The following is a 26,263-nucleotide window of genomic DNA, read 5'->3' on the forward strand; positions in this document are numbered from 1 at the left end:
AAGGTTTTAGGTGTAAACTTGGCGGCTTGGCGACTTTGCGTGAGATTTATTCGGCGCTTTTATTCTTAACTTAATGACATTCAGCTTTTGGATGGGAGAAAATCCGTTTTTATCCGTTTTTTCGCCTTGGCGAATCCGCTTCATCCGTGTTCCATTTGCGTTCCACTTAATTTATAAACAATAACGTTATAATTAATCCTAACTAGTAGGGTTGAATTAATGTTAAGGATGATTTTCGTAATTTTGTCCAATCAAACTTTAAATAACTCATTTTGATAGATTTAAACTTCCTAGGCAGATTCAGAAGTAAAGCAAAATTTAAGAAAACATATAAAAATGCTAAAGCTTCGTACTTAAACCGAATCCGTTTTGCTGTCGGAATGTTTTATTTTGCAATGGGTTTATGTTTTGCTACTTGGGCAAGCCGAATTCCGAGTATTAAAGCCGCATTAGATTTAAGCGAAGGACAATTAGGATCTATTTTGTTTGCATTACCGTTGGGACAATTACTAATTATGCCTTTTTCTGGTAAAGTTGTAACTCGTTTTGGCAGTCATAGAATCTTAATTTTTTCTTTACTATTTTATGCTTTTAGTTTAACTAATTTAGGTTTAGCAACTACATCATGGCAGTTATCTATAGGTTTATTCCTTTTCGGAGTATTCGGAAACCTAGCCAATATTGCAGTAAATACACAAGGAGTTTACACCGAAGTACTTTTCAAGAAAACTATAATGTCTTCCTTTCATGGCATGTGGAGTTTTGCTGGTTTTACAGGAGCTTTAGTTGGTTTAGGAATGTTAGCGTTAAAACTATCACCATATTATCATTTTGTAATTGTTGCAGGAATTGTACTTATTATGATTGCTTTCAATTATAAATTTTTGGTCAAAGCCAAAGAAAAAATCAAAGTACAGGAGAAGAAAAAGAAACTTTTTGCAAAACCAGACAGTTCATTAATTTGGCTTGGAGTAATTGGGTTTTGTTGTATGGCGAGCGAAGGAGTAATGTTCGATTGGAGCGGTGTCTATTTTAAAGATGTCGTAAAAGCTCCTGGGGCATTAGAAATCTTAGGGTATACATCATTCATGATTATGATGGCAAGCGGACGTTTTCTTGGTGATGGACTAATTCTTAAATTCGGAAGAAAAAAAGTACTGCAAATAAGCGGATTGGTCATTTCGCTTGGACTTTTTACCTCAGTTCTTTTCCCTTATATAATTCCTTGTACAATTGCCTTTATGTTTGTTGGTTTAGGAGTTTCTACTGTTGTGCCAACTTTGTACAGTGTTGCGGGTAAAAACCCATCGGTTCCGGCAGGTGAAGCTTTAACAATCGTTTCGAGCGTTAGCTTTCTTGGTTTTTTAATGGGACCACCTGTTATCGGTCATATTGCCGAAGCTTTTGGTCTTCGTTTTTCTTTTGCTTTTATCGGTATCTTCGGATTTTTTATTGCTTTTATGGTTACAAGAATCAAAGCAATAGAATAATCATATCACATTACTTTAAAATTGTGGAAAGAAGTTAAACATATAAGTTATGTAAGCTCATTTAAGTTTTTATGCTGATAGTCACGCTTATATTTACTTTCATTACTTACATGGTTCAAACTAAAGTGTTAGTTTAGAACTTTAAGTATGAAAGTGAATGATGTAATACGTTAATTTTCTCAGCTCTTCATAATGTAATTTTCTGCGTTTTTGTATTTTTATTTAACAGGAAAAATAAAGTTAAATATAAATTAGTTATATTTGAAATTAAATTAAAGAAAAAACGTACATTTTTTTAATAGGGAATTTCAAAATACCACTTGTTTTATTATTAAAGCACTATTCCAAAAATAGATTTTTTTCTTGATTGCTCTATAACTTGAAAGTTCATTCTTTTGAGTTGTAGTGCTTTCAGAAATTCTTTCTTGAACGCCATTTTTCGATAATATATTTTAAAATTTAAAAAAATAAAATGGTTATGAAAAGTTGGATGGCGGTATTCTTATTTATCTTACAAGTAGCGATTTCTTTCGCGCAAAGCGAAACTGGTTTTTTAGGAAAAATTATCGATTCCAGAACACAGAAGCCGTTGCAATATGTTGTGGTTAGTATTCAAAATTCTTCAACCATGCAATTAACAGATAGCGATGGTACATTTAAATTACTTTTATTATCCGAAGGAGATCAATTATTATTACTGCACAGTCAAGGATATAAAGATTTGCTTTTTCCTGTAAAGGTTGTTTCTGGACAAATGACAGATTTAGGAGTTTTGATTTTAGATGAAGACAATCAAATTGGTTCACAAGCTATTCTGATTTCTTTATCCGAGAGTGATTTGACAGATGATAATAGTACATCCGAGAATACTTCGGGACTTTTGCAATCATCTCGTGATGCGTTCTTACAGGCATCGGCTTTTAATTGGGGACAAGCCCGTTTTAGGATGCGAGGATTAGATAGCGAGCATGCTAAAATGACGATTAATGGTGTTGAAATGAACAAAATGTATGATGGCAGACCACAATGGGGAAATTGGGGTGGGCTGAATGATGCTACCAGAAATCAAGAGTTTTCTGTCGGGACGGCAACATCAGATTATACATTTGGAGGGATTTTAGGCACGCAACAAATTAATACCCGTGCTTCGATATACCGACCAACTTCCCGAATTACATTTTCGGGTAGTAATACCAATTATAGTTTGCGAGCAATGGCAACCTATGCTACAGGATTAATGCCTTCTGGATGGGCTTTTGTAGTTTCAGCAGGGAAACGTTGGGCAAACGAAGGTTATTTTGAAGGAACAAATTACGATGCCGATTCTTTCTTTATGAGTGTCGAAAAGAAATTAAGTGACAGTCATTCGCTCAATTTCACTGGATTTTATACGCCAAATTCAAGAGGGAAAAATTCACCAAATACAAACGAAGTAACACAACTTACCAACGAACAATATAATTCTTATTGGGGGTGGCAAGATGGTAAGAAAAGAAATGCACGACTAAAAACTGTTGAAGAACCCGTTTTAATGCTGAATCATTTTTTTAAGATAGATGATAAAACAACTTTAAATTCCAGTATAACATATCAGTTCGGGAAAATCAGCAATAGTAATATCGATTATCAAAATGCCGATAGTCCTGATCCTACCTATTATCGTAAGTTACCAAGTTATTATAGTTCGCTTTATGCAAAAGACCGAGGAGAATACCCAGGCGATTTTACACCCGATTATGAAAATGCAGAGATAAACAGAACTCATTTCTTAGCAAATCCTCAAATAAATTGGGATGAATTATATCGATCAAATCGAACTATTACAACCGACTCAAAAGGAATGGTAAATGGTTATGTAGCTGCTCAGAGTCATTACGTTTTGTATGAAGACAGAACAGATGATAAAACAATATCTTTTAACTCTACTATAAACTCTCAATTAACGGAGAATATAATTTTTAATGGCGGAATCGCTTTTAGAAATTTAAAATCACATAATTATCAATTTCTCACGGATTTATTGGGAGGATCGTATTTTGTAGATATTGATTTGTTTTACAAAGGCGATCAATCGCAATCGGATTTGCAGCATCCAAATCGTCAAGTAGGAGTAGGAGATACGTATGGATATAACTATAATTATCTGGCAAATACAGTTGACGTTTTTACGCAGTTTAAATTCTCTTATCGCAAAGTCGATTTTTATCTTGCTCAGGCCTTCTCAAGTGCTACTTATCAAAGAGATGGTTTATATCAAAACGGAATCTATGCTACAAATTCTTTTGGCAAAAGTGAGAAAGTGAATTTTGAGAATTTTGCTTTTAAGGGAGGATTAACATATAAAATATCAGGAAAACAATGGTTGTTTTTTAATGGAGCGCATTTAACCAAAGCACCGACAATAAGAAATACATTTCCCAACGCTCGACTTAATAATGGTATAGTCGACGGAATAGAAAGTATGAACATTAGTAGTCTTGAAGGAAACTACATATATCATTCGCCTAAACTAAAAACCAGATTTACGGGATATTATAGTTTGATAAAGAATGCAACGCAAACTTCCTTTTTCTATGCCGAAGGAATTTTTGATGATGGTGCTGGATATGATAATACAAATGCATTTGTAAGCCAGACATTAACACATTTAAACAAAAAGAATATTGGTGCTGAGTTAAGTTTTGAATATCAAATCCTGCCTACTTTTAAAACCACTTTGTCTGCTGCATACGGGCAATATACGTATGATAGTAACCCGAATGTAACAATTACAAACGATGCTCAGGCATCTTTAACAAATAGTAATCCTGTTTATAATTTTGGAACTGCGGCACTAAAAAATTACAAACAACCAGGAATGCCACAACAAGCCTATTCATTTGGGGTTGAATATCGTAATCCTAGATATTGGTGGCTTGGCGCGAATATAAATTACCTCACAAATTCTTATATAGACGTATCTCCAATTTCCAGAACAGCGCAGTTTTATATTAATCCTAAGAGTGGTTTTCCTTTTCCTGAAGCCTCAGCAGAAAGAGCCAGGGTATTATTGAAGCAAGAAAAGTTTAATCCGATTTCATTATTAAATATTACAGGAGGAAAATCATGGCGTATTCGCAGAAAGAATATTTCTCTTTTTGCAAGTGTAAATAATGTGCTGAATACGATCTATAAAACGGGTGGTTTTGAACAAGCAAGGAATGCAAATTTCCGCCGATTAGATCAGCAAGCTTCGAGCGGAACCCCATCATTTGCGCCAAAGTATTTTTATGGATACGGAAGAACCTATTTCGGAAACCTGGCAATTAATTTATAAATATATAAACGTATTTAATATGAAGAATAAATATAACCCTTCGGTTTTTTTAGTAATTGTGATGCTTGCTTTTTTTGGTTGTGCAGGAGAAGAAACGGCAATTCCGGAACTTACATGTAACCAGCCTGATTTAAAAGTAAACAAAACTGTGTCTGATGTTTATAATGCTGCCAATCCTGTTGCGGCTAAATATTTATATGATGATATTATAGAAGGATATGTCGTTTCTAGTGATGAATCGGGTAATTTTTTTAAAACAATATCTTTTCAAACCATACCTATAAATGGCGTTGCACAAGGATTTAGTATAGGGTTTGACGCGACAAACTCCTATATCGATTATAGAATAGGAAGCAAGGTATTCATAAAATTAAAGAACCAATTTACTGATATTTACTATGGCGGAATGAGGATTGGGAGTTTGTATGTTAATGCCTATGGAGAAGCAACAGTTGGAAGAATTGCGCAAAATGAGTATAAAAATGTATTGAATACTTCATGTACTGTAATTGACGAAAACAAGTTAGTTCGTTCCCTTTCGCTGTCAGAATTATTAAATGATAATAACATAAATACATTAGTGCAATTATCTGATGTTCAATTTGCCGATGCAGCATTAGGTCGTCATTATTTTGAAGAAGCAAATAATGTAGGAGGTGCTACAAACTGGAATTTGCGCGATAAAGCGGGTAATCAGGTTATTTTTAGAACTAGTAGTTATGCCGATTTCGCAACCAGTTTAGTGCCAAAAGGAAGTGGAACAGTTCGAGGAATATTGACAAAATATGGTACAGATTATCAAATAATGGTACGTTCAGAAAAAGATGTAGTAATGGAAGGGAAGAGAACTATTCCGTTTTTCTCAGAAGATTTTCAATCAGTCAAACATAATGTGAATTTTAGTCTGCCAGGTTGGAGTAATATTGTTGAAAAAGCAACCAAATTATGGAAAAGTATTGTTTACGCAGGTAATGGTTACGCCGAGTTCAATACGACAAGTACAACAGCCGCCGAAAACGTTGCTTGGTTGGTTTCTCCTAAAATCAATACAACAGATTATAAAAACGCGGTACTGTCTTTTAGAAGTGCACAACATGATTTAAAAGTGGATTCTCCGTTGAATGCTTTAGAAGTTTATGTGTCAACTAATTTTGATGGTTCGAATATCACTAAGGCTAAATGGACAAAATTAACTGCAAAAGTCGCCTCGTTATCAACTCCTACACGACAGTTTATAAGTTCAGGAGGTATAGATTTATCTGCTTATTCAGGAAATATTCATATTGCATTTAAGTATATTGGATCAGGTAAAGACAAAACACTTAACGGAGCTTTTATGGTAGACGATGTTGTAATTGTAGGAGATAAGTAAGGATTTATATTTTGAGTACTATTTGTAAAATAATATAAATCGCTGGTATTCAATTGATAAATAAAAACCTGTTTTAAGGATTTGTTATATGACTTAGTTTTTTAGAAGTAAAAACAGTATTTTTTCGATGATTTTTGTATTTTGGTCATCCCAAATCGATATAAATACCATGATGAAAAACTACTTCATTGCCATTTTTATGATGGCTTTTCCATGTTTGATCCACAGTCAAGATCAAGAAAATCAAGTTAAGTTAAAACAAATTAATGTCGTAAAGACTAATTACCGCGATTTAAAAAGTGGTGAAATTGAAAACAAAACGGTTCTGTTTAAGGACGGTAAACTTTTGTCAATTAAGACATCCGACGTTGTGCAAAGTTTTTTTTATAATCCAAAAGGATTGCTAGACATGACTGTAAAAGAAAGAATAGGTAGCAACTGGAAAGAGGTTGTAAATTATAGTTATGACAAAGAAGACAGAATCACCAAATTCTTAAAAAAATATGATGAAAATGGTGAGACGGTAACCAAGACAGTAACGATGACTTACGAAGGTGCCAGAATAAAAGCTATTACCAAAAAAAGTAATATTCATACTGTAATTGAGGATATAGAATATGTGGTTGAAAATGGACTTATCATCAGACGCTCTTCCAGAGATAGAAATCAACAAATTTTTAATAAGATCGAATATGTGTATTCTAATGATAATGTGATAAGACACAAAGGAGTACTTGGAGAAAAAATGTTTAATAATTTTACTTTCGATGACAAAAAATCGGTTGATTTATTAATCGTGCAGAATTTATTTGGACCAAACTATAAAGTAATTGTACCATTAATCTCTTTTCATGAAGAAGAGTTTGACTTTGAATCTATTTCATATAATAATGAATTAGCATTTATTCCATCATCTACAAATTACACTGGAGTTACCGGAAAATATAAGTATAATGCTGCGAATTATCCAATATCATCTTCGTTTTTAGAGCAAAATGGTATTGTTAAAATTGATAAAACTTACATTTACGAGTAAGAATAATTACTGAATAGCAATTGAAGTCTTTGGTTTTGTATTATAAAAAAAGACTTCAATTGGCTTTAGTACCTTGCAAATCACTAAATTTGTAGCTTATTTAAAGTTATGTTAGAAAAAGAAGTACTAAATTTTGAAAAAACAGCCATTGTTGGGATTGTAACTCAAAATCAAAGTGAAGAAAAGTTAAATGAATATCTGGACGAGTTAGAGTTTTTGACTTTTACTGCAGGCGGAGAAGTTATAAAACGCTTCACGCAAAAAATGGAACGTCCAAATCCTAAAACTTTTGTTGGAACAGGTAAAATAGACGAAATCAATCTTTTTGTAAAAGAACATGGTATTTCGACTCTAGTATTTGATGATGAATTATCACCATCGCAACAAAAGAATATATCCAAAATTATAGATTGTAAAATCCTTGATAGAACGCATCTTATTCTAGATATTTTTGCTCAAAGAGCCGAAACATCTTATGCGAGAACACAAGTAGAACTAGCACAATGCCAGTATTTATTGCCTAGACTTTCGGGTATGTGGACACACTTGGAACGCCAAAAAGGTGGTATCGGAATGCGTGGACCTGGAGAAACGGAAATCGAGACAGACAGACGTATCGTTCGTGACCGAATTGCATTATTGAAAGAGAAAATAAAAACTATCGATAAGCAAATGGGTGTGCAACGTAGTAATCGCGGTGCAATGGTTCGTGTGGCTTTGGTAGGATATACCAATGTTGGAAAATCGACATTGATGAACGCAGTTGGTAAAAGTGATGTTTTTGTAGAAAACAAATTGTTTGCTACTTTGGACACAACAGTTCGTAAAGTAGTTATCAAAAACTTACCTTTTTTACTTTCGGACACGGTAGGGTTTATTCGTAAATTACCAACTCAATTAGTAGATTCTTTTAAGAGTACACTAGATGAGGTTCGCGAAGCCGATTTGTTATTGCATATTGTAGATATTTCTCATGCTGATTTTGAAGATCATATTGAATCGGTAAATCAAACCTTGTTAGATATTAAAGCTAATGATAAGCCAGTTATTATGGTTTTTAATAAGATTGATGCTTACAAACATTTAACAATCGATGAAGATGATTTAATTACCGAAAAAACACCAAGACATTATACGCTTGAAGAGTGGAAGACTACTTGGATGCACCGTTTAGGAGAGCAAAATGCTTTGTTTATTTCGGCTACCAATAAAGAAAACTTCGAAGAGTTTAGAGAGCGAGTTTATGAAGCTGTAAGACAAATTCATATTACCCGATTCCCATACAATAAGTTTTTGTATCCAGATTATAAGGATGCAATCGAGAAAGAAGAAGATGAAGATTAAAAAAAAAGCGCTTACAATTTGTAAGCGCTTTTTTTATGTTTTAAAATAAGTAGTTGATTCCTAAACCAAATACTTCTCTGGTTTGAAACCCTTGAAAAGCATTGTCGTCATAAATCGCTTGAAAGGATAAATTGGTCGACAGGAATTTATTGATTTTCATTACAATGTTTAATGAATAATCGATGTCTACATTCTGAGGATCCTCTAAGTAATTAGAATATAAGTTTAAGATGTTTTCGGCAGAAACATTTGTCATAATATTAAGTTTATAATATGCCGAAGCATAGAAACCTAACTCGTAACGCATCGTTTTGTTCGCTTTAACGCCAAAATAAGATTCATCTACATATCCAACTTCAGAAGTGTATAACTTGTCTACAAAAGTCATTTTTGAGGTTACAGGAGCGAAGTTTAATTTTAGATTGTCATCTTTCTTCCAGAAAATACCTGGACCAAAAGTAAGATAACCCGGAGACATGAAATTAGTGTTCTCAGTTCTTATTTCAGCACCATTTGCATCTTGTCCGTAAACATATCCTTTGGTAAACTGAGTTCTGAAATTACCAAAAAAGGAGTAATACCAATTTCCGAATGCCCTTTTTCCGTAAATAGAATTAATCTCTAAACGGTCATCTGTCTTTTTCTCAAAATCAGAATTCTCGGTTTGTAAGATACCATAAGAAGCCAGGATTTTATTGTCCCAACTGATGTCATCTTTCTTGTAGTTGATGTTGTAATTAAGCCCTAAGTTTCCCGATACATTATTTTCACCACCAGCAATCCAGTTATTAAAATTAGATTGGTTAAAAAGGAATGAGATATTCCCTGTGCTTTTCCATCCATTTCCTGTTGTATCGGATATGAATTTTACCGCTTTTTCTGTGTTTTTTACTAATTCTTTTTCAGTGTTCTGTGCCTCAACAAACGTTAAGCTTGTTAGGAAGATAAAAAGGAGTTGAAGAAGATTTTTCATATGATCCTGTTTAAAAGTTGATTTAAACAAATATACTAAAAACCTTGAAGTTGTTAAAACTTACTCAATTTTATTTGTAATTTATTTCTTATTTTCTTTATATAAAGGCACGGCAGAGCACGCTTCGCCATACATGATACTTCTGGCAAAAGGTTGTAAATAGTGTGCCGCCAAGATGTAAGCACGTGTAGGGACAGGTTTTTTAGAACATCCTTTTATAATAACAGGTTTGCTTTTATATGCAGTATAATCCAGCTCGCGCAAGATTTCTTCATACAAACTAGCATCTAGATCTTCTAATGTGCCATCAACAATTTTTTTAGCAAATGGAGCTAATTGCACAGCAACCAAAATTGAAGCCCAAGCGGGAACTATCGCATTTGTGCTGCAATTAATTGCTACATAAGCATCTTGGTATTGTGACCAATTGTGGTTTTTAAGGTGTTCGCGAAAGTCTTTTTCTTTTAATAGAAAACCTTCCAGTAGCCATTGCGAAATATCAATTTGCGCACGCAATCCTTTTGGATAATAATCCTCTAGGTCAAAAACTTCCAAAGCACTATTGGCAACTTTATTGATTATTTCTTCCATTTCTTTTAGTTTTCAGTTTCAGTCTTCAGTCACAGTTAAATACTGTAAACTGAGACTGAAAACCGTTTACTTTTTAAAGCATTCCTAATTCTAATTTAGCTTCTTCGCTCATTAACTCTTTGCTCCAAGGCGGATCAAAAGTAATCTCTACTTCAGCATCTTTTACATTGTCGATAGATTTTACTTTCTCTTCAACTTCTCTTGGTAAACTTTCGGCTACTGGGCAGTTTGGAGATGTAAGTGTCATTAAGATTTTTACTTCGTAATCAGTATTTACCATTACATCATAAATTAATCCTAACTCATATATATCTACAGGAATCTCAGGGTCGTATATTGTTTTTAAGATTTTTACGATTGATTCTCCTAATTCGTTAGTGTCTATTTCGTGTTCCATTTTTTTGTTTTTGTTTTTTTCACCGTATAAGTGATGTAAGTTCATTTTAAACAGCAAGCTTATTTTTTTCTCACCATTAAGATATTAAGAAAATTAAGTTTTGCTTCTTTATGAAATTTAATGTTTTAGTTATTTTATAGTAAGATGATTAAGTTTATTTCTTAATGAAACTTAATTTCTTAATGGTTCAAATCAAAAACATTATGTTTTATTAATTTAATTTTTGTTTTTTGAGTCGAATGCCAAAGCGTACATTTTGATATTTTTAATCATCGAAACTAAACCGTTTGCACGTGTTGCAGATAAATGCTCTTTTAGTCCAATTGCATCAATAAAATCAACATCTGCTTTTAAGATATCTTCTGCTTTCTGATTTGAGAAAGCTCTAATTAAGATTGCAATGATTCCTTTGGTTAAAATAGCATCACTATCAGCAGTAAAAACAATTTTATCATCATTCTGCTCGCCTTGTAACCAAACTTTCGATTGGCAGCCTTTAATTAGATTTTCGTCTGTTTTATATTCTTCTTTTATTAACGGAAGATTTTTGCCTAGTTCGATAATGTATTCATAACGTTGCATCCAATCGTCGAACATGGAGAACTCATCGACTATTTCGTCTTGTATTTCTTTTATTGTCATGTTATTCTTGCGTAAAAGCAACTAATAAAGTTACTAATTTTTCTATTTCTGTTGGCGGAAAACCATCGTCAAATCCTTTTGTTTCATAGGTTTTTCCGTTTTGTGTTATTTTTAAATTTGCAATGGCAGCTCCATCATGAAAACGTTTTTCGGTAGGTGCTTTTAAATTTGGAATTGCCTCTAAATTTATTTTTTTAAATTCAGAAGTAATTTTTGCCCATTGCATTCCATTGATTTTATTGGTAGCAGATTCTTCACCTCTGCTTTTTGTGATAGTAACCATTTGGTCTTTTACCACAACCTTCAGATAATAACCTCGCGACATAGCCGAATATTCTATCTGTGTTGTACTCATATCTGTATTCTTTTGGCTAGTACAGTTGTTTCCTATAAAAATTGTCAGAAGTAAAAAAGATAGTATTTTCATATGTCGTGTTGTTAAGATAGCATTGTTTTAGCTTTTTTCACTGCTTCGACCATTAAATCAATTTCTTCTTTTGTATTATAAAAAGAGAAAGATGCTCTAACAGTTCCCGGAATTTCAAAGTAATTCATAATCGGTTGAGTACAGTGATGTCCTGTTCGTACTGCAATTCCTAATTTATCAATTATCGAACCAATATCATATGGGTGAATTCCGTCGATATTAAATGAGATAACCGAAGCTTTTTCTTTACCAGTACCATAAATTCTTAAACCTTCAATTTCAAGTAATTGTTTTGTAGCATGAGCTAATAATTCATTTTCTTGTTGTTGAATATTCTCAAAACCTACGCTATTCATGTAATCTACTGCAGTTCCTAAAACAATTCCGCCAGCAATATTTGGCGTTCCGGCTTCAAATTTATGAGGAAGATCAGCATAAGTAGTTTTTTCGAAAGTAACTTCTTTAATCATTTCACCACCACCTTGATAAGGAGGTAATTTATTTAGCCAACTTTCTTTACCATATAAAATTCCAGTTCCTGTTGGTCCACACATTTTATGTCCTGAAAAAGCATAAAAGTCACAATCTAAATCCTGAACATCAGGTTTTAAATGTGGAACGGCTTGTGCACCATCTATTAGAACTGCTGCGCCAACTACATGGGCTTTCTCAATCATATGTTTTATCGGATTGATTGTTCCCAACGCATTCGAAATATGATTTACAGTTACAATCTTGGTCTTATCCGATAATAAAGATTCGTATGCAGTAATGTCAAGTTCTCCAGACTGAGTCATCGGAATCACTTTAAGAATAGCACCAGTTTTCTCACACAACATTTGCCAAGGCACAATATTACTGTGATGCTCTAACGCCGAAACCAGTACTTCATCTCCAGGTTTTAATATAGAAGCAAAACCATTTGCGACTAAATTAATTCCGTGAGTTGTTCCCGAAGTAAATAGTACTTCGTGCAAAAGTTTGGCATTAATATGATGTTGGATTTTTACTCTTGAAATTTCGTAAGCATCGGTTGCTAACTGGCTCAAAGTATGTACTCCACGGTGTATGTTTGCATTAATTTCTTGGTAATATTTTGAAATTGCATCAATCACAACTTGTGGTTTTTGTGATGTTGCTCCGTTATCAAAGTATACCAAAGGTTTCCCGTTTACTTTTTGTGAAAGTATCGGAAACTCAGCTCTTATTTTATGAATATCTAGCATATCTTATTTAGAAAAATTCTACATACAAAAGTACTAAAACAAAATTGTTTTAAGTAGCAATTGCTAAATTTCCTTTTCTGGTTTTAGATAATCACATTAAATACAATGTTGTCTTGCTGATTTGATATTTTTTAGTGGTTTGTATTTGATTTTGAATGGATTCAAAGTTAATTTGTGAAGAAATTATAATTATATTGCAGTGTAAATTAACCTGTACAATTATGAAAAAAATCTTAAAACTACTTGTTCTTCTTCTGGTTATCATTGTTATTTATTTCAGATTTACTACTTATCCCAAACTCGATTTGATTTCTGGCTTTACTTCAAAAAGTATTGCATCATGTCATTTTATCGATAATCGTTCGCTGGAATCTATAGAAAAAGGAGATAATGATATTCCTTTACTCGACTTGGCGACAAGTAAAATTAATGAAGAAGGGAAATTTGCTACATCAAATGTTTACGGATTAAAAGAACGTAAAGCAATTTACCGTGAAGGCATCGGTGCTACATTAATTAATGATAATTTTGATGTATCTAAACCATATGAAGTTCCTAAAAGAACGAAGTTGGTGAATAATTTACCATTCCCTTATGGGAATAATGAACCGAAAGACACCTTGTTTTCTAATATAGATTATGCAAAATTAAATAAAGCTGTTGCAAACGCTTTTGATACTTCAGGAGGAAAAACGAAAAGAACACGATCGGTTTTGGTTTTGTATAAAGATAAATTGATAGTTGAAAAGTACGAATCAGGTTTTACCAAAAACAGTAAATTACTTGGGTGGTCTATGACTAAAAGTATTACTGGAACTATGTTTGGGGTTCTGCAAAAGCAAAAAAAGTTTGATATTTATAAACCTGCTCCCATAGCCGAATGGCAAAATGATGGACGTAAAGTCATTACAACCAACGATTTGCTTCATATGAACTCGGGCTTAGAATGGGTTGAGAATTACAATACAATTTGTGATGCTACTATTATGCTTTTTGAATCTGAAGATATGGCAAAAGTGCAGTTAGAAAAACCAGCTTTGTTTAAGCCTAATACACACTGGAATTATTCTTCGGGAACTAGCAATTTGCTATCGGCTATTTTAAGAAAACAATTTAAGACACATCAGGAATATCTGGATTTTTGGTATTCGGCTTTAATAGATAAAATCGGAATGAACTCGGCGGTTATTGAAACGGATATGGTTGGGAATTATGTAGGTTCGTCATATGCTTGGGCTACAACAAGAGATTGGTCGAAATTAGGTTTGTTATATTTGCATAAAGGAAACTGGAATGGAGAGCAAATTCTTGACGAAAGTTGGGTGAAATATGTATCTACACCTACCAATACATCAAATGGTGATTACGGAGCTCAATTTTGGTTAAATGCCGGTGGAAAGTATAAAGATGCGCCACGAGATATGTTTTACTGTAGCGGTTTTCAAGGTCAGAAAGTATTTATTATTCCGTCTTTGGATTTAGTAATAGTAAGAATGGGCTTGACAGATGATCTCGAATTTGATTTTAATGTATTTTTGAAGGAGGTAGTTTCTGCCATTAAATAAAAAATTAACCACAAAGTTCGCAAAGTAAAAGAAATCGCAAAGGGCGCAGAGTTTAATTACTAAACTTAGCGCCCTTTGCGTAAACCTTTGCGAACTTTGCGGTTAAATCTTTAAAGTTTTGCGGTTAAAATCCTCTATAAATCAAATCCCATTTTTACGCCTAGTTTGCTAGCGATAATCGTAGTGATTCGTTTTTTTAATTCTGGTATTTTGATGCTTTCGATAACGGCATTCGAGAATGCATACATTAGCAATGCTTTGGCTTCTTTTTGAGGGATTCCACGAGATTGCATGTAGAACATAGCTGTTTCGTCTAATTGTCCAACTGTACAACCGTGAGAACATTTTACATCATCGGCAAAAATCTCTAATTGTGGTTTAGCATTTATAGTTGCTTTATCACTCAATAAGATATTGTTGCTTTTTTGGAACGCATTTGTTTTTTGCGCTTCTTTTTCAACCAATACTTTTCCGTTGAAAACACCTATTGAACGGTCTGTAAAGATTCCTTTGTAATCCTGGAAACTTTCGCAATTTGGAGTAGAGTGTTTTACTAAAGTATAATGATCTACGTGTTGTTTCTCGCCAATAATTGTTATTCCGTTTAACGTACTTGTTAACCTTTCTCCAAAGTGATAGAAATTCAGATTGTTTCGGGTTAAGTTTCCGCCAAAAGAAAATGTGTGAACCGATGCGTGACTTTCTTGTTGTTGTGAAACATAAGTATTGTCAATCAAATTGGCTTCGCTATTGTCATTTTGAATCTTGTAATAATCAATAATGGCACGTTTTTCTGTAAAAATCTCTGTAACAGCATTGGTTAAAACAGGATTCTCATTTAAACTTTGGTGGCGTTCAATAATTTGTACATGTGAATTTTCACCCACAATTACCAAGTTTCTTGGTTGAACCATAAGTGCAGCTTCATTCCCTGTTGAGAAATACATAATCTCGATAGGTTTAGCAGCTACTTTCTTTTTAGGGATATTGATATAAGCTCCTTCAATTGCAAATGCAGTGTTTAAAGAAGTTAAACTATCTTCTTTATTTGCTATTTGATTAAAGTACTTATCAATAACCATTTTATATTTAGGTTTGGTCAATGCTGAAGACATCAAACAAACATCAATTCCATCATGTGTGGTAGAAGATAAATGCGAGCTAAAAACACCATCAATAAAAACTACTTTATAAGTGTCTATTTCATGTAAGAAGTATTTCTTTACATGATTAAATTCGATTGCATTTTCTTGTTTTGGAAATACTGTAAAGTCATTTTTTAGGATGGCATTTAACGATGTATATTTCCAAGCTTCTTCTTTTTTAGTTGGGAAACCTTTATTCTCGAAGTTTTTTATCGCTTGTGTTCTGATTTCGTGAAGATCTGAATTGACATCAACACTTTCTTCAAAAGCCATAAAAGACGATACTAATTTTTCTTTTAAATCCATTTTTGTTAGTTGTAAGTTATGAGTTATAAGTTATGAGTTTTGCAAACTGTAAACTGTAACTGCAAACTAATTTTCTGCTTTAATCCAGTCGTATCCTTTTTCTTCAAGCTCGTAAGCCAATTCTTTTCCTCCAGATTTTACAATTTTTCCGTTGTAAAGTACGTGAACGAAATCAGGAACGATATAGTCTAGTAGACGTTGGTAGTGTGTGATAACAATAATTGCATTTTTGTCGCTTTTTAGTTTGTTAACACCATTAGCAACGATTCTTAACGCATCGATATCTAAACCTGAATCTGTTTCGTCAAGGATTGCTAGTTTTGGCTCCAACATTGCCATTTGAAAAATTTCATTACGTTTTTTCTCTCCACCAGAAAAACCTTCGTTAAGAGAACGTGATAAAAACTTACGGTCAATTTCTAATAATTCAGATTTCTCGCGAATCACTTTCAACATTTCGTTAGCTGGCATTTCCTCTTGTCCGTTTGCTTTGCGAGTCTCATTGATTGCAGTTCTCATAAAGTTAGTTACACTAACTCCTGGGATTTCTACAGGATATTGAAAAGAAAGGAAAACGCCTTTGTGTGCTCTTTCTTCTGGTGCTAAATCGGCTAAATCTTCTCCGTCAAGAAAAACCTCACCTTGTGTTACTTCGTAGTTTTCGTTTCCGGCAATTACTGCCGAAAGTGTACTTTTTCCAGAACCGTTTGGTCCCATGATGGCATGTACTTCGCCAGCTTTAACTTCTATGTTTATTCCTTTAAGAATTTCTTTATCGCCAATTGAGGCGTGAAGGTTTTTTATTGATAACATCTTTTTAATGTGTTTTTTCTTTTAATAATGCCCTTTTAAAGAAAGGATATTTAGTATTTCTATTGTGTTTTCGTCTGTAATTTCATAAATTAATCTGTGTTCTTTGTCAATTCTTCGTGACCAAACGCCAAATAGATTATGCTTTAGCGCTTCTGGTTTTCCAATTCCATCAAAAGGATGAAGTTGTATATCTTCAATTAACGCATTAATTTTTTTTAGAATATTTTTATTTCCTGATTTGACCCAAAATTCTAAATCTTTTTTAGCTTTTGGAGTAAATATTATTTGCATAAAGCTTGTAATTCCTCCATTGTCATTTTTATGCCTTTGCCTTCCTTGATGTCTTTTTGACCTTGTAAAATCTCTTTTACAAATTCAGGATCATATGGTTTCTCTATCTCTTCAACAATTTCAAAACCAAGAGATTTTGCCAGTGATTTTAATACTGGAAAATCTTTTTTCTTTACATTTTTTAAGATGATATCCATAATACTTTGTTTTTTATCCTACAGAACCTTCCAAAGAAATTTCTAATAATTTTTGTGCCTCTACAGCAAATTCCATTGGAAGTTTATTTAAAACGTCTTTACTGAAACCGTTTACAATTAATGCAATTGCTTTTTCAGTTGGAATTCCACGTTGGTTACAGTAAAATACTTGGTCTTCACCAATTTTACTTGTTGTAGCCTCGTGTTCTATTTTTGCAGAAGGATTTTTACTTTCGATATAAGGGAAAGTGTGCGCACCGCAATTATTACCCATTAAAAGGGAGTCACATTGTGAAAAGTTTCTGGCATTATCTGCTCGAGCACTTATTTGCACTAATCCGCGGTAGCTGTTTTGTGATTTTCCAGCCGAAATACCTTTTGAAATGATAGTCGATTTAGTATTTTTTCCTAAATGAATCATTTTTGTTCCAGTATCCGCTTGTTGGTGATTATTGGTAACGGCAATCGAATAAAATTCACCTACCGAATTGTCGCCTTTTAAAACGCAAGAAGGATATTTCCAAGTAACGGCAGAACCAGTTTCAACCTGAGTCCATGAAATTTTTGCGTTAGTTTCACATAAACCTCTTTTGGTTACAAAATTAAAAACCCCACCTTTTCCTTCTTTATTTCCTGGATACCAGTTTTGAACAGTCGAGTATTTAATTTCAGCATCATCAAGAGCGATTAATTCTACTACAGCAGCGTGTAATTGATTTTCGTCACGGCTTGGTGCTGTACAGCCTTCCAGGTATGATACATAACTTCCTTCGTCAGCAATAACCAATGTTCTTTCGAATTGTCCTGTTCCTGCTTGATTGATTCGGAAATAAGTTGAAAGTTCCATTGGGCAACGAACGCCTTTTGGAATATAACAGAATGAACCATCTGAGAATACTGCAGAATTTAATGCAGCATAAAAATTGTCTTTTTGTGGTACAACTGTTCCTAAATATTTACGAACTAATTCTGGATGTTCTTTAATTGCTTCTGAAATTGGGCAAAAAATAATGCCTTTTTCTCCCAATGTTTTTTTGAAAGTAGTGGCAACAGAAACAGAATCGACAACAATATCCATAGCGACATTGTTCATCATTTTTTGTTCATCGACAGAGATTCCTAACTTTTTGTACATTTCTAAAAGTTCCGGATCAACATCGTCTAATGTTTTATTTGGATCTACCTGTTTAGGAGCAGAGTAATATGAAATAGCCTGAAAATCGGGTTTTTGATAATGTACATTTGCCCATTCTGGTTCAATCATTTCTTCCCATGCACGAAAAGCTTCAATACGCCAATCGGTCATCCATTGAGGTTCTTCTTTTTTTAGAGAAATGGCACGAACTATGTCTTCGTTTAGCCCAATAGGAAACGTATCCGATTCTATATTTGTATAAAATCCGTATTCGTATTCTTTAGTTTCGAGTTCGATTTTTAAATCGTCTTCTGTGTATTTGCTCATTGTTTTTTTATTGAAAGATTTAAAAATTGAAGGATTTAAATATCAAAATCACTTACGCAATTTTTAAATCTTTAAATTTTGCAATCATTTAATTATTTATAGAGAAAAAGATTCTCCACAACCACAAGTTCTGCTTGCGTTTGGATTATTAAATACAAATCCTTTTCCGTTTAATCCACCTGAGAACTCTAATATTGTTCCAGCTAAATACAGAAATGATTTTTTCTCGACAGCAATAGTTATATCATTGTCTACGAATATTTTATCGTCGTCTCCTTTGGTTTTATCAAATTTTAGATCATATGATAAACCGGAGCAACCACCACTTTTCACGCCTACTCTCACGTAGTCATGTGCGGCATCAAAACCATCGTCTTGCATCAAGTCGATAATTTTCTTTTTGGCAGTATCTGAAACCTTTATCATTGTTATATAGATTATTGTCTAAATTATGGGCAAAGATACTATATAAAAACCTTTTTCCATAACGCTTAACATTTTTATAATTAATGTTAAAATAGATAAAGTCTATTTGATTTCATTTAATGCAAAAGGATTTTGTTAAATTGCAGGATTATTTAAAAAGTTTGAGGTTTTGATAATTTAAGACGCTATTTGATAGTTTTTTTGAATATATCGTGATTTTGCTTTTTTGATGTTTAATTTTATAATAAAAAATATAATGAAGTTATATCCTATAGAAACTGGAAATTTTAAATTAGACGGAGGTGCAATGTTTGGTGTTGTACCTAAAACTATTTGGAATAAAACCAACCCAGCCGATGCTAACAATTTAATAGATATCGCCGCAAGATGTTTGCTTATTGAAGATGGTAATCGACTTATTCTGATTGATACTGGAATGGGTGATAAGCAAACTGAAAAGTTTTTTGGGTATTATTCGCTTTGGGGCTCACACTCTATAGATAAATCATTGGCTCAATATGGGTTTCATCGAGATGATATTACCGATGTTTTTATGACGCATTTGCATTTTGATCATTGTGGAGGAAGTGTACAATGGAATGCTGATAAAACAGGGTATGAACCAGCGTTTAAAAATGCAAAATTCTGGAGTAACGAAAATCATTGGGAATGGGCAACGAAACCTAATGCTCGTGAGAAAGCTTCTTTCTTGTCCGAGAATATTTTGCCAATGCAAGAAAGCGGACAATTAAATTTTATAAAAAGACCAGAAACAGATTTTCTTCCAACATCTGAACTTGGCTTTGGTATTTTCTTTGCCGATGGTCATACCGAAAAACAAATGATTCCGCATATTCAGTACCAAGATAAAACGATTGTTTTTTGTGCTGATTTATTGGCTACAGCCGGACATATTCCGTTACCGTATGTTATGGGATATGATACTCGACCTTTGTTAACGCTACCTGAAAAAGCAAAATTCCTAAACGCTGCCGCAGATAACAATTACTATTTGTTTCTGGAACATGATGCACACAATCAAATCATAACGGTAGAACATACTGAAAAAGGTGTTCGCCTTAAAGATGTTTTTACTTGTGAAGACATTTTTTAAACAGAAAAAATCAAACATAAAAAAAATCCCATTTTCTATATATAAAGAGAATGGGATTTTTTTAGTTAACTAATTGTAATTATTAAAATTTTAGTTGGTTTTGAATTTCCAAACCTGTCCAATTGTTTCTCCTCCTTTATTGTCTTTTACGACAACTTTCCAGAAATATTGAGTTGCAGGTTCAAGTGTAACATCAAATGAAGTTGCACTTGTATTCTCGCTTACTTTTGCTGTAGGCGGATTTGTTTTTCCAAAATAAACATCATAAGTTAGAACATCAGTCGCATCAACATCAGTCGCCTTCCATTTTAAAGTTGCAGTTGCTGTATTCAATACAGAATTAATAGCAGGTTGTACTAATTCAGGAGAAAATGGCAAATGATTCACTACAGCTTTACCAGTTGTGTACAGCTTATAGGTAGGCGAATAAGTACTAGATAAACCTTTGCTGTCGGTAGCTTTTACTCTCCAGTAATATGCCGTATTTTTATCTAAACTTATCGAAGAATTATCAACTGTAACTTCGTTTGTTTTTACGATTTGAGTAAACGTATTGTCTTTTGCAACTTGAATTTGATACGTTATCAGGTCTTTATTGGCATCTGTAGAAAGTTTCCATTGAAACGAAACAGTATTGTCTACGCATAGTTTATTGTCTGCCGGAAGGACTAATGCAGGTGCTGTTGGTGCTACATTTGCTTCGGGAGTAGGGTCTGAATCATCTCCGCCGCTGCCGCAAGCTGTGAATAAAAAGCCAATGATGGATAGGTATATTAAATTCTTCATTTTTATTTTTTTATAATTTTAATGTATTCCGGAGTGTCTAAATAAATTTTGGCTGCATAAATTCCTGAAGGTTGATTTTCAATATTTAATTGTGCCTTTCCGCTTTCGATAGGATATGTTTTAGCCGAAATTAATTGACCTGAGAAATTGTATAATTCTATTTTAATTTCATTTTTAACACTTGGAATTTCAATTTCAAAATTACCTGCAGTAGGGTTAGGATAAGCAGATAAAATTTGATAGTCAGCATCAAAATCTGAAACTGTAACCTTTTTGGCAAAAACACCTTCACAAGCTTTTGCAGTGGCTACTTCTACTAAGGCATTTTTAGTAACATCTACAGAAAATGTTGCGTCATTGGTTTGAAACTGTTCAGTACCATCAACAAAAACAGTAAATGGTGCAGTTCCGGCTGTAATTTCTACATCGACTGTTTTAGATGTCATACTTGATTTTCCTGTAATTGTAGCGCCTTTTGCAATAGTAAGAGTAAAGTTTTGCTCGAAAATCATCTCAGGAATCGTGATTTTGATTTTGTAAACACCTGGAGTTAAACTAGCCACTTTTAAACTATTGTTAGTAAAAGCATACGTTTCGTCATTGATCGTTGCAGTATAAGCAAATGAGCTTTTTGCAACAATACTTATTTCTCCATTATTTTCACCAATACAAGATTCTCCTTTAGCTTCAACAGTAAAATTGTTAACTGGTAAAGTTAATTCTCCCGTACATTCTGTGTTAAAAGTTGCAAAATCATCTTTTCTATTAGACCAATTGGTATTAGCATAAGTGACATTATCAACAAGAATACAATATAATTTTGCATTTGTATAAAGAGAGATATAGCCGCTAGTTAGTAATGTATTTTTGCCGTTTTTTAGATTAAGGCTTGTTAATTGGTTATTATTAACAGTTAAAAAATTTAAAGCTGGATTTTGAGATACATCAAATGTCTTTAGAATATTTTCTGATATTTTTATGACTTGTAAAAGAGTATTTTGGGAAACATCTAAACTTGATATTTGGTTAGATGCTACATCTAATACAGCTAAAAATTTATTGTTTGAAAGGTTTAGACTTTCCAATTTATTACTAACTGCGTATAAAGAAGTTAGTAATGTATTTTTGGAGATATCAATAGTGGATATTTTATTGTAATTAATGTATAATGCAGTTAAATTTGTGTTTTTAGAGATGTTTAGATCTGTAAATTCATTATTTGTAATAATCAAACTTTCTAATTTTGTATTTTTAGAAACATCGATACTTGTTATCTTATTAAGAGAAGCGTCTAAACTTCTTAAATTAGTGTTTTTAGAAATATCTATACTTGTTAATTGATTAAGAGAAGCATCTAAACTTATCAAATCATTGTTTTTAGAAATGTCTAAAGTTGTTAATTGGTTATTTCTAAGAGATAAAGTTTTTAAAGAGACAAAATCCTGAATCCCGGTTAAATTTTTAATTTCTGAACTGTCTAAATTTATTTTTACGATACCACTAATATTTACTGTAGCTACTTTGCCATCTTTTTCACCTGAATCGATTCCAAGAGAAATTAATTTGTCTTCAAATTTAGGATCTGGAATTGCTGTTGAATATTCACAATTTGAACTGTAATTAGCGCTACTATCTTTGTAAGATGCCCATTTTGCATTCGCATGAGTTTCATTATCTATTTGAATGCATCTTAAATCTGGATTATTTGTAAAATTTTTGATGCCTGAAATATCAGAAGCAATATTGTTTCCATTTTTTAAATTTAATGAAGTCAATTTGTTGTTAGGACAATAAGTAGTGATTAAACTTAAGTTTTTTGATAAATCAAGATTCGTAAGTAAATTATCACTGCAATAAATACTTACAAGTTTAAGATTATTGTTAACATTTAATCTCGTTAATTGGTTTTTTGAAACATTTAAGTTAGTCAATTTTTGATTTTCAGCAACATTTATTTTTGTTAAACTATTTGTATTGGCTGCTAATGATTCTAAATTAATAAAAGATTCAATACCAGTTAAATCACTAATTTGAGCATTTGAAACATCTAAAGAAGTTAGGTTTGCAATGTTTTGAGTGAGTACTTTACCATCTTTTTCGCCAGAATCAATTCCTAGAGCAATTAGTTTATCTTCAAATTTAGGATCTGGAATTAGTGTTGAATAAGCGCAATCTGTACTAAAATTTGAAGTTTCATCTTTTTTAGTACTCCAATTAGAATTAGCATAACTAACATCATCAACTTGTATGCAATCTAGGCTTGGATTAGAATTGAATTCAACAGTAGTTGCTTTGGTGTTATTTCCGTTTTTAAAATTTATGCTTTTTAATCTATTACTGTTAGCACTTACTTGTGTCAAAGCTGTATTTTTAGAAAGATCTAAATCGGTCAAAATGTTCCCGTAACAGCGAAGAGTCACAATCTTCGGATTTGAGCTCAAATCAAGTTTGGATAATTGATTAGAACCACAATCTAAAGTGGTAAGTAAAGGGTTGTTGTAAAGGTTTAAAGTGGTGATTTTGCCTGATCCCCCACTATTTTGATAATAGCTTCCAGAACAATTAAGGGTTTTTAAGTTTTTATTGTTAGTCAGGTTCAATGAAGATATTGGGTTTTGGGCGCAATTTAAAAACTCTAAAGCTGTGTTTTTAGAAACATCAATATCAGTTATAGTATTGCGTTCAAAATCAAGAGCCTTTAATGCTAAATTGTTTGTTACATTAAGGCTTGTTACAGAAACATCAGTACAATATAAATAAGCTAATGCAGGATTTTCGGAGGTATTAATTTTAGTTATTGGATTGTTACTACAAATAAGCGTTGTTAAGTTTTTGTTTGCTGAAAAATTTATCTCCGTAAATTTATTATTGTTTAAGTATAATACTCCTAATGACAGATTTTTTGAAACATCTAAATTGGTTAATTGATTGTAGGAACAATTTAATTCCGTTAACATTAGGTTTTTCGAAACATCTAGTTTTGTTAATTTTCCAGTTGAAACATTAAAAGAGTTAGAGCCGTTACAATATAAAGTTTTTAAATTTTTAAAATCCTGTATACCTGTCAAGTCGGTAATGTCAAGGTTAGAAACATCTAGTTTTGTTACAGATTCAATATTTTCCGTTTTAACTTTTCCATTTTTCCCATCCCTGTCAATATTAAGCGCAATTAGCTTATCTTCAAATTTAGAATCTGGAATTAAGGTATAAAAATTACAATCTAAATTAAAATTTGTTGTAGCATCTTTAGTAGTATTCCAAGTAGCAGCAATAGCAAGGTCAGCAACCTGAATACAGGTTAATGTAGGGTTGTTTAAAGTGTTTAAGGTTGTTAAAACACTATTTTTAGAAAGATCTATTTTTTTTAATAAATTTCCAGAAGCATTTAGAGTTGTTAAAGCTTTAAATCCTTGAATTCCGTCTAAATTAACAATAGAACTACTCGAAATATCTAATGAAGTTATTGCAGCAATACTAGAGTTTAATACCAATCCGTTTTTGGTGTCAGTATCAATTCCCATAGCAATTAATTTGTCTTCAAATGTAGGGTCTGAAATTTGTGTAACAGTTGCACAATCATAAGAAGAGAAGTAAGTTTCGCGATCTTTTTGATCTGTCCAGTTTGTATTTGCGTAGGCAACATCATCAACTGCAATACAAGAGAGATCTGGATTTTGGGTAAGAATTATAGAATATCCTTTCATTGCAGAATTATTACCATTTTTCAGATTCAAACTCTTTAATTGATTTGTAGCACATCCAAAATTTGATAATTGAGTATTCTTAGATACATCAAGAGACGTTAACTTATTTGAGTTACAAATAATGCCAGTTAGCTTAGTGTTTTTAGAAACGTCAAGAGTTGTTAACTGATTTTTAAAAACAGATAAAGTGTGTAAATTTAAATTTGTAGAAATATCAAGAGTGGTTAATTGATTGTCGGAACAATTTAATGAATTCAAATTAATATTTGTAGAAACATCAAGAGAAGCTATTTGATTTGAATAACAATTTATTGTAAGCAAATTGGTGTTTTTTGAAACATTCAGAGAGGCTAATTTAAGAAGACTTACTTCTAAGTAGATTAGATTAATGTTTTTAGATACATCAATTGTTGTTATACCTGAGTTGTCTACACATCTTAAATAAGTTAAAGCGGTGTTTTGAGATAGGTCAATAGCAGATACTAATGTAGTTGTGAATTCTAATTTTTCTAAAGCAAGGTTTTTTGTAACGTCAATACCCTTAATTTGATTATAATTAAAAGTCAAAGCAGTCAATTTTGTGTTATTAGTAAGATTAATCGCTGGTATTTTATTAGCGCTGAAATCTAAAGAAGTTAAAGCAGTATTTTTAGAGACATCCAGACTAGTTAATTGATTGGCAGAAACATCTAAGGTTTTTAAGTTTAAATTTTTAGAAACATTTAGAGTTGTTAATTTTCCATTGCCTCCACTTGCACTAGAAAATCCAGTGCCCTTGCAAATTAGGGATTCTAGTGATTCGAAATCTTGAATACCTGTTAAGTTAGAAATAACTAACGAATTTAATTGTAACGTTTTAACAGACTTTATATTCAATGTAGGTACTTTTCCGTCTATTGCTCCAGAATCTAGGTCTTGATCAATTAGACTTTTTTCAAACTCCGCATCAGGAATAAGGGTATATTGTGCAGGCACATCTGCTACATCTACAACAGACACATTGTCAATCAAGATTTCAGAATCAAGAGATCCGTTTGTCCATATATCAACTTCGATGTTTTCTGTAATTTTTGAAGTATATTCAAATTCAATTTTTCTCCATTCTGTAGTAGAAAAAGTAACATCAGACTTTTTAATTATTTCCTCTTTAAAAGTGCTGGGTTTATGGTATAAACTTAAATCTACAGAAGAAAAAGTTCCTTTTACAGCTCTGTGATATAAAGTTACACGATAGGTTTTGTTTGCCTGTACAGCAAAAAAGTCACTATTCATGTAATTAAAAGTTCCCGTAGCAATCATCATGTTTGTACTCGATTTGCCATTTTGGGCAGTTGTGCTCTGAGAAATATAACCGCTAAAAAAACGGTACCAATTGTCAGGTTGAGATGATGAAGACCAAGTTTCGAAATTACCATTCGGTACCAAATTGGTCTGAGCAGTAATTGTTAAAGAAAGTAATAATAAAAATAAAAGTAGTTTTGTTTTCATAGATTGGTTTGAAAAATTAGGTGTTGCAATATTACAAATTAGAAATGGTTTCTTTTTTGATTTTATTCTATATTTTGTATCTTTTTTATGATAAAATTGTTGTGTATGTTTAATAGAAGTTTAAAATTTTTATATATTTAAAAAATGGCATT

21 protein-coding genes are annotated in these 26,263 nt (G+C 32.4%); 7 read left to right on the forward strand and 14 right to left on the reverse strand.

Translation table 11 applies throughout. From position 1 onward, the window contains the following. The first annotated feature begins 272 nt into the window (after positions 1 to 272). The 5 genes from OA93_RS12360 (at position 273) to hflX (ending at position 8,558) form a co-directional block, all read left to right on the forward strand. Complete coding sequence (locus OA93_RS12360) at positions 273 to 1,490, forward strand: MFS transporter (protein ID WP_039113590.1); 1,218 nt, start codon at positions 273 to 275, stop codon at positions 1,488 to 1,490. Positions 1,491 to 1,968: 478 nt separating this feature from the next. Continuing rightward, positions 1,969 to 4,806 carry a carboxypeptidase-like regulatory domain-containing protein gene (locus OA93_RS12365; protein ID WP_039113840.1) on the forward strand — a complete coding sequence of 946 codons (2,838 nt, stop codon included), beginning with the start codon at positions 1,969 to 1,971 and terminating at the stop codon, positions 4,804 to 4,806. Between the two features lie 19 nt (positions 4,807 to 4,825). Then, positions 4,826 to 6,178 (forward strand): DUF5689 domain-containing protein, encoded by a 1,353-nt coding sequence (locus OA93_RS12370; protein WP_039113841.1) that lies wholly within the window; start codon positions 4,826 to 4,828, stop codon positions 6,176 to 6,178. A 127-nt stretch (positions 6,179 to 6,305) separates the two neighbouring features. Next, complete coding sequence (locus OA93_RS12375; protein WP_240474725.1) at positions 6,306 to 7,214, forward strand: hypothetical protein; 909 nt, start codon at positions 6,306 to 6,308, stop codon at positions 7,212 to 7,214. A gap of 108 nt (positions 7,215 to 7,322) precedes the next feature. Next, positions 7,323 to 8,558 (forward strand): GTPase HflX, encoded by a 1,236-nt coding sequence (gene hflX / locus OA93_RS12380; RefSeq protein WP_039113593.1) that lies wholly within the window; start codon positions 7,323 to 7,325, stop codon positions 8,556 to 8,558. A gap of 40 nt (positions 8,559 to 8,598) precedes the next feature. Here hflX and OA93_RS12385 read toward each other — a convergent pair whose 3' ends face one another. From OA93_RS12385 to OA93_RS12410, 6 genes are all read right to left on the reverse strand, one after another. After that, entirely contained in the window at positions 8,599 to 9,531 is a 933-nt protein-coding gene (locus OA93_RS12385; protein WP_039113594.1) for a DUF3078 domain-containing protein, read from the reverse strand. Between the two features lie 81 nt (positions 9,532 to 9,612). Beyond that, on the reverse strand, positions 9,613 to 10,122 hold the full coding sequence (locus OA93_RS12390) for a DUF2480 family protein (RefSeq protein ID WP_039113596.1): 510 nt from the start codon (positions 10,120 to 10,122) through the stop codon (positions 9,613 to 9,615). A gap of 73 nt (positions 10,123 to 10,195) precedes the next feature. Then, complete coding sequence (locus tag OA93_RS12395) at positions 10,196 to 10,519, reverse strand: SUF system Fe-S cluster assembly protein (protein WP_039113842.1); 324 nt, start codon at positions 10,517 to 10,519, stop codon at positions 10,196 to 10,198. A gap of 216 nt (positions 10,520 to 10,735) precedes the next feature. Next, complete coding sequence (locus OA93_RS12400) at positions 10,736 to 11,161, reverse strand: SufE family protein (protein ID WP_039113598.1); 426 nt, start codon at positions 11,159 to 11,161, stop codon at positions 10,736 to 10,738. 1 nt (position 11,162) lies between these two features. After that, positions 11,163 to 11,588, reverse strand: coding sequence for a hypothetical protein (locus OA93_RS12405; RefSeq protein WP_039113600.1), 426 nt, complete (start codon positions 11,586 to 11,588; stop codon positions 11,163 to 11,165). Positions 11,589 to 11,599: 11 nt separating this feature from the next. Then, positions 11,600 to 12,814, reverse strand: coding sequence for a cysteine desulfurase (locus OA93_RS12410; protein WP_039113602.1), 1,215 nt, complete (start codon positions 12,812 to 12,814; stop codon positions 11,600 to 11,602). 221 nt (positions 12,815 to 13,035) lie between these two features. Here OA93_RS12410 and OA93_RS12415 point away from each other — a divergent pair, with 221 nt between their 5' ends. Then, positions 13,036 to 14,379 carry a serine hydrolase gene (locus tag OA93_RS12415; RefSeq protein WP_039113843.1) on the forward strand — a complete coding sequence of 448 codons (1,344 nt, stop codon included), beginning with the start codon at positions 13,036 to 13,038 and terminating at the stop codon, positions 14,377 to 14,379. Between the two features lie 134 nt (positions 14,380 to 14,513). Here OA93_RS12415 and sufD read toward each other — a convergent pair whose 3' ends face one another. From sufD to OA93_RS12445, 6 genes are all read right to left on the reverse strand, one after another. After that, positions 14,514 to 15,830, reverse strand: a complete 1,317-nt coding sequence (sufD, locus tag OA93_RS12420) for a Fe-S cluster assembly protein SufD (RefSeq protein ID WP_039113603.1) — start codon at positions 15,828 to 15,830, stop codon at positions 14,514 to 14,516. A 66-nt stretch (positions 15,831 to 15,896) separates the two neighbouring features. Continuing rightward, entirely contained in the window at positions 15,897 to 16,643 is a 747-nt protein-coding gene (gene sufC, locus OA93_RS12425) for a Fe-S cluster assembly ATPase SufC (RefSeq protein WP_035618340.1), read from the reverse strand. A gap of 21 nt (positions 16,644 to 16,664) precedes the next feature. Next, the gene (locus OA93_RS12430; RefSeq protein WP_039113606.1) at positions 16,665 to 16,934 is read right to left on the reverse strand and encodes a Txe/YoeB family addiction module toxin; all 270 of its coding nucleotides are present in this window, start codon (positions 16,932 to 16,934) and stop codon (positions 16,665 to 16,667) included. Then, entirely contained in the window at positions 16,925 to 17,131 is a 207-nt protein-coding gene (locus tag OA93_RS12435) for a DUF2683 family protein (protein WP_039113607.1), read from the reverse strand. Before OA93_RS12435 ends, OA93_RS12430 begins: the two co-directional genes overlap by 10 nt. Positions 17,132 to 17,144: 13 nt before the next feature. Continuing rightward, positions 17,145 to 18,593, reverse strand: coding sequence for a Fe-S cluster assembly protein SufB (sufB, locus tag OA93_RS12440; RefSeq protein ID WP_039113609.1), 1,449 nt, complete (start codon positions 18,591 to 18,593; stop codon positions 17,145 to 17,147). Between the two features lie 96 nt (positions 18,594 to 18,689). Then, on the reverse strand, positions 18,690 to 19,019 hold the full coding sequence (locus OA93_RS12445; RefSeq protein WP_035618328.1) for an iron-sulfur cluster assembly accessory protein: 330 nt from the start codon (positions 19,017 to 19,019) through the stop codon (positions 18,690 to 18,692). A 256-nt stretch (positions 19,020 to 19,275) separates the two neighbouring features. Between OA93_RS12445 and OA93_RS12450 the strand changes: the two genes are divergently transcribed. After that, complete coding sequence (locus OA93_RS12450; protein WP_039113611.1) at positions 19,276 to 20,133, forward strand: MBL fold metallo-hydrolase; 858 nt, start codon at positions 19,276 to 19,278, stop codon at positions 20,131 to 20,133. Positions 20,134 to 20,223: 90 nt separating this feature from the next. Here OA93_RS12450 and OA93_RS12455 read toward each other — a convergent pair whose 3' ends face one another. Then, complete coding sequence (locus OA93_RS12455) at positions 20,224 to 20,919, reverse strand: fibronectin type III domain-containing protein (protein WP_039113612.1); 696 nt, start codon at positions 20,917 to 20,919, stop codon at positions 20,224 to 20,226. A 2-nt stretch (positions 20,920 to 20,921) separates the two neighbouring features. Further along, positions 20,922 to 26,111, reverse strand: coding sequence for a T9SS type A sorting domain-containing protein (locus OA93_RS12460; RefSeq protein ID WP_039113614.1), 5,190 nt, complete (start codon positions 26,109 to 26,111; stop codon positions 20,922 to 20,924). Between the last annotated feature and the right edge of the window lie 152 nt (positions 26,112 to 26,263).

It is taken from the genome of Flavobacterium sp. KMS, assembly GCF_000813005.1.
Taxonomy (GTDB): Bacteria; Bacteroidota; Bacteroidia; order Flavobacteriales; family Flavobacteriaceae; genus Flavobacterium.

What these genes read in the sequence shown, in the direction of transcription:
- OA93_RS12365 (WP_039113840.1), top strand. Translation starts at nt 1,969, where the DNA reads ATGAAAAGTTGGATGGCGGTATTCTTATTTATCTTACAAGTAGCGATT.
- OA93_RS12370 (WP_039113841.1), top strand. Translation starts at nt 4,826, where the DNA reads ATGAAGAATAAATATAACCCTTCGGTTTTTTTAGTAATTGTGATGCTT.
- OA93_RS12375 (WP_240474725.1), top strand. Translation starts at nt 6,306, where the DNA reads ATGATTTTTGTATTTTGGTCATCCCAAATCGATATAAATACCATGATG.
- hflX (WP_039113593.1), top strand. Translation starts at nt 7,323, where the DNA reads ATGTTAGAAAAAGAAGTACTAAATTTTGAAAAAACAGCCATTGTTGGG.
- OA93_RS12385 (WP_039113594.1), bottom strand. Translation starts at nt 9,531, where the DNA reads ATGAAAAATCTTCTTCAACTCCTTTTTATCTTCCTAACAAGCTTAACG.
- OA93_RS12390 (WP_039113596.1), bottom strand. Translation starts at nt 10,122, where the DNA reads ATGGAAGAAATAATCAATAAAGTTGCCAATAGTGCTTTGGAAGTTTTT.
- OA93_RS12395 (WP_039113842.1), bottom strand. Translation starts at nt 10,519, where the DNA reads ATGGAACACGAAATAGACACTAACGAATTAGGAGAATCAATCGTAAAA.
- OA93_RS12400 (WP_039113598.1), bottom strand. Translation starts at nt 11,161, where the DNA reads ATGACAATAAAAGAAATACAAGACGAAATAGTCGATGAGTTCTCCATG.
- OA93_RS12405 (WP_039113600.1), bottom strand. Translation starts at nt 11,588, where the DNA reads ATGAAAATACTATCTTTTTTACTTCTGACAATTTTTATAGGAAACAAC.
- OA93_RS12410 (WP_039113602.1), bottom strand. Translation starts at nt 12,814, where the DNA reads ATGCTAGATATTCATAAAATAAGAGCTGAGTTTCCGATACTTTCACAA.
- OA93_RS12415 (WP_039113843.1), top strand. Translation starts at nt 13,036, where the DNA reads ATGAAAAAAATCTTAAAACTACTTGTTCTTCTTCTGGTTATCATTGTT.
- sufD (WP_039113603.1), bottom strand. Translation starts at nt 15,830, where the DNA reads ATGGATTTAAAAGAAAAATTAGTATCGTCTTTTATGGCTTTTGAAGAA.
- sufC (WP_035618340.1), bottom strand. Translation starts at nt 16,643, where the DNA reads ATGTTATCAATAAAAAACCTTCACGCCTCAATTGGCGATAAAGAAATT.
- OA93_RS12430 (WP_039113606.1), bottom strand. Translation starts at nt 16,934, where the DNA reads ATGCAAATAATATTTACTCCAAAAGCTAAAAAAGATTTAGAATTTTGG.
- OA93_RS12435 (WP_039113607.1), bottom strand. Translation starts at nt 17,131, where the DNA reads ATGGATATCATCTTAAAAAATGTAAAGAAAAAAGATTTTCCAGTATTA.
- sufB (WP_039113609.1), bottom strand. Translation starts at nt 18,593, where the DNA reads ATGAGCAAATACACAGAAGACGATTTAAAAATCGAACTCGAAACTAAA.
- OA93_RS12445 (WP_035618328.1), bottom strand. Translation starts at nt 19,019, where the DNA reads ATGATAAAGGTTTCAGATACTGCCAAAAAGAAAATTATCGACTTGATG.
- OA93_RS12450 (WP_039113611.1), top strand. Translation starts at nt 19,276, where the DNA reads ATGAAGTTATATCCTATAGAAACTGGAAATTTTAAATTAGACGGAGGT.
- OA93_RS12455 (WP_039113612.1), bottom strand. Translation starts at nt 20,919, where the DNA reads ATGAAGAATTTAATATACCTATCCATCATTGGCTTTTTATTCACAGCT.
- OA93_RS12460 (WP_039113614.1), bottom strand. Translation starts at nt 26,111, where the DNA reads ATGAAAACAAAACTACTTTTATTTTTATTATTACTTTCTTTAACAATT.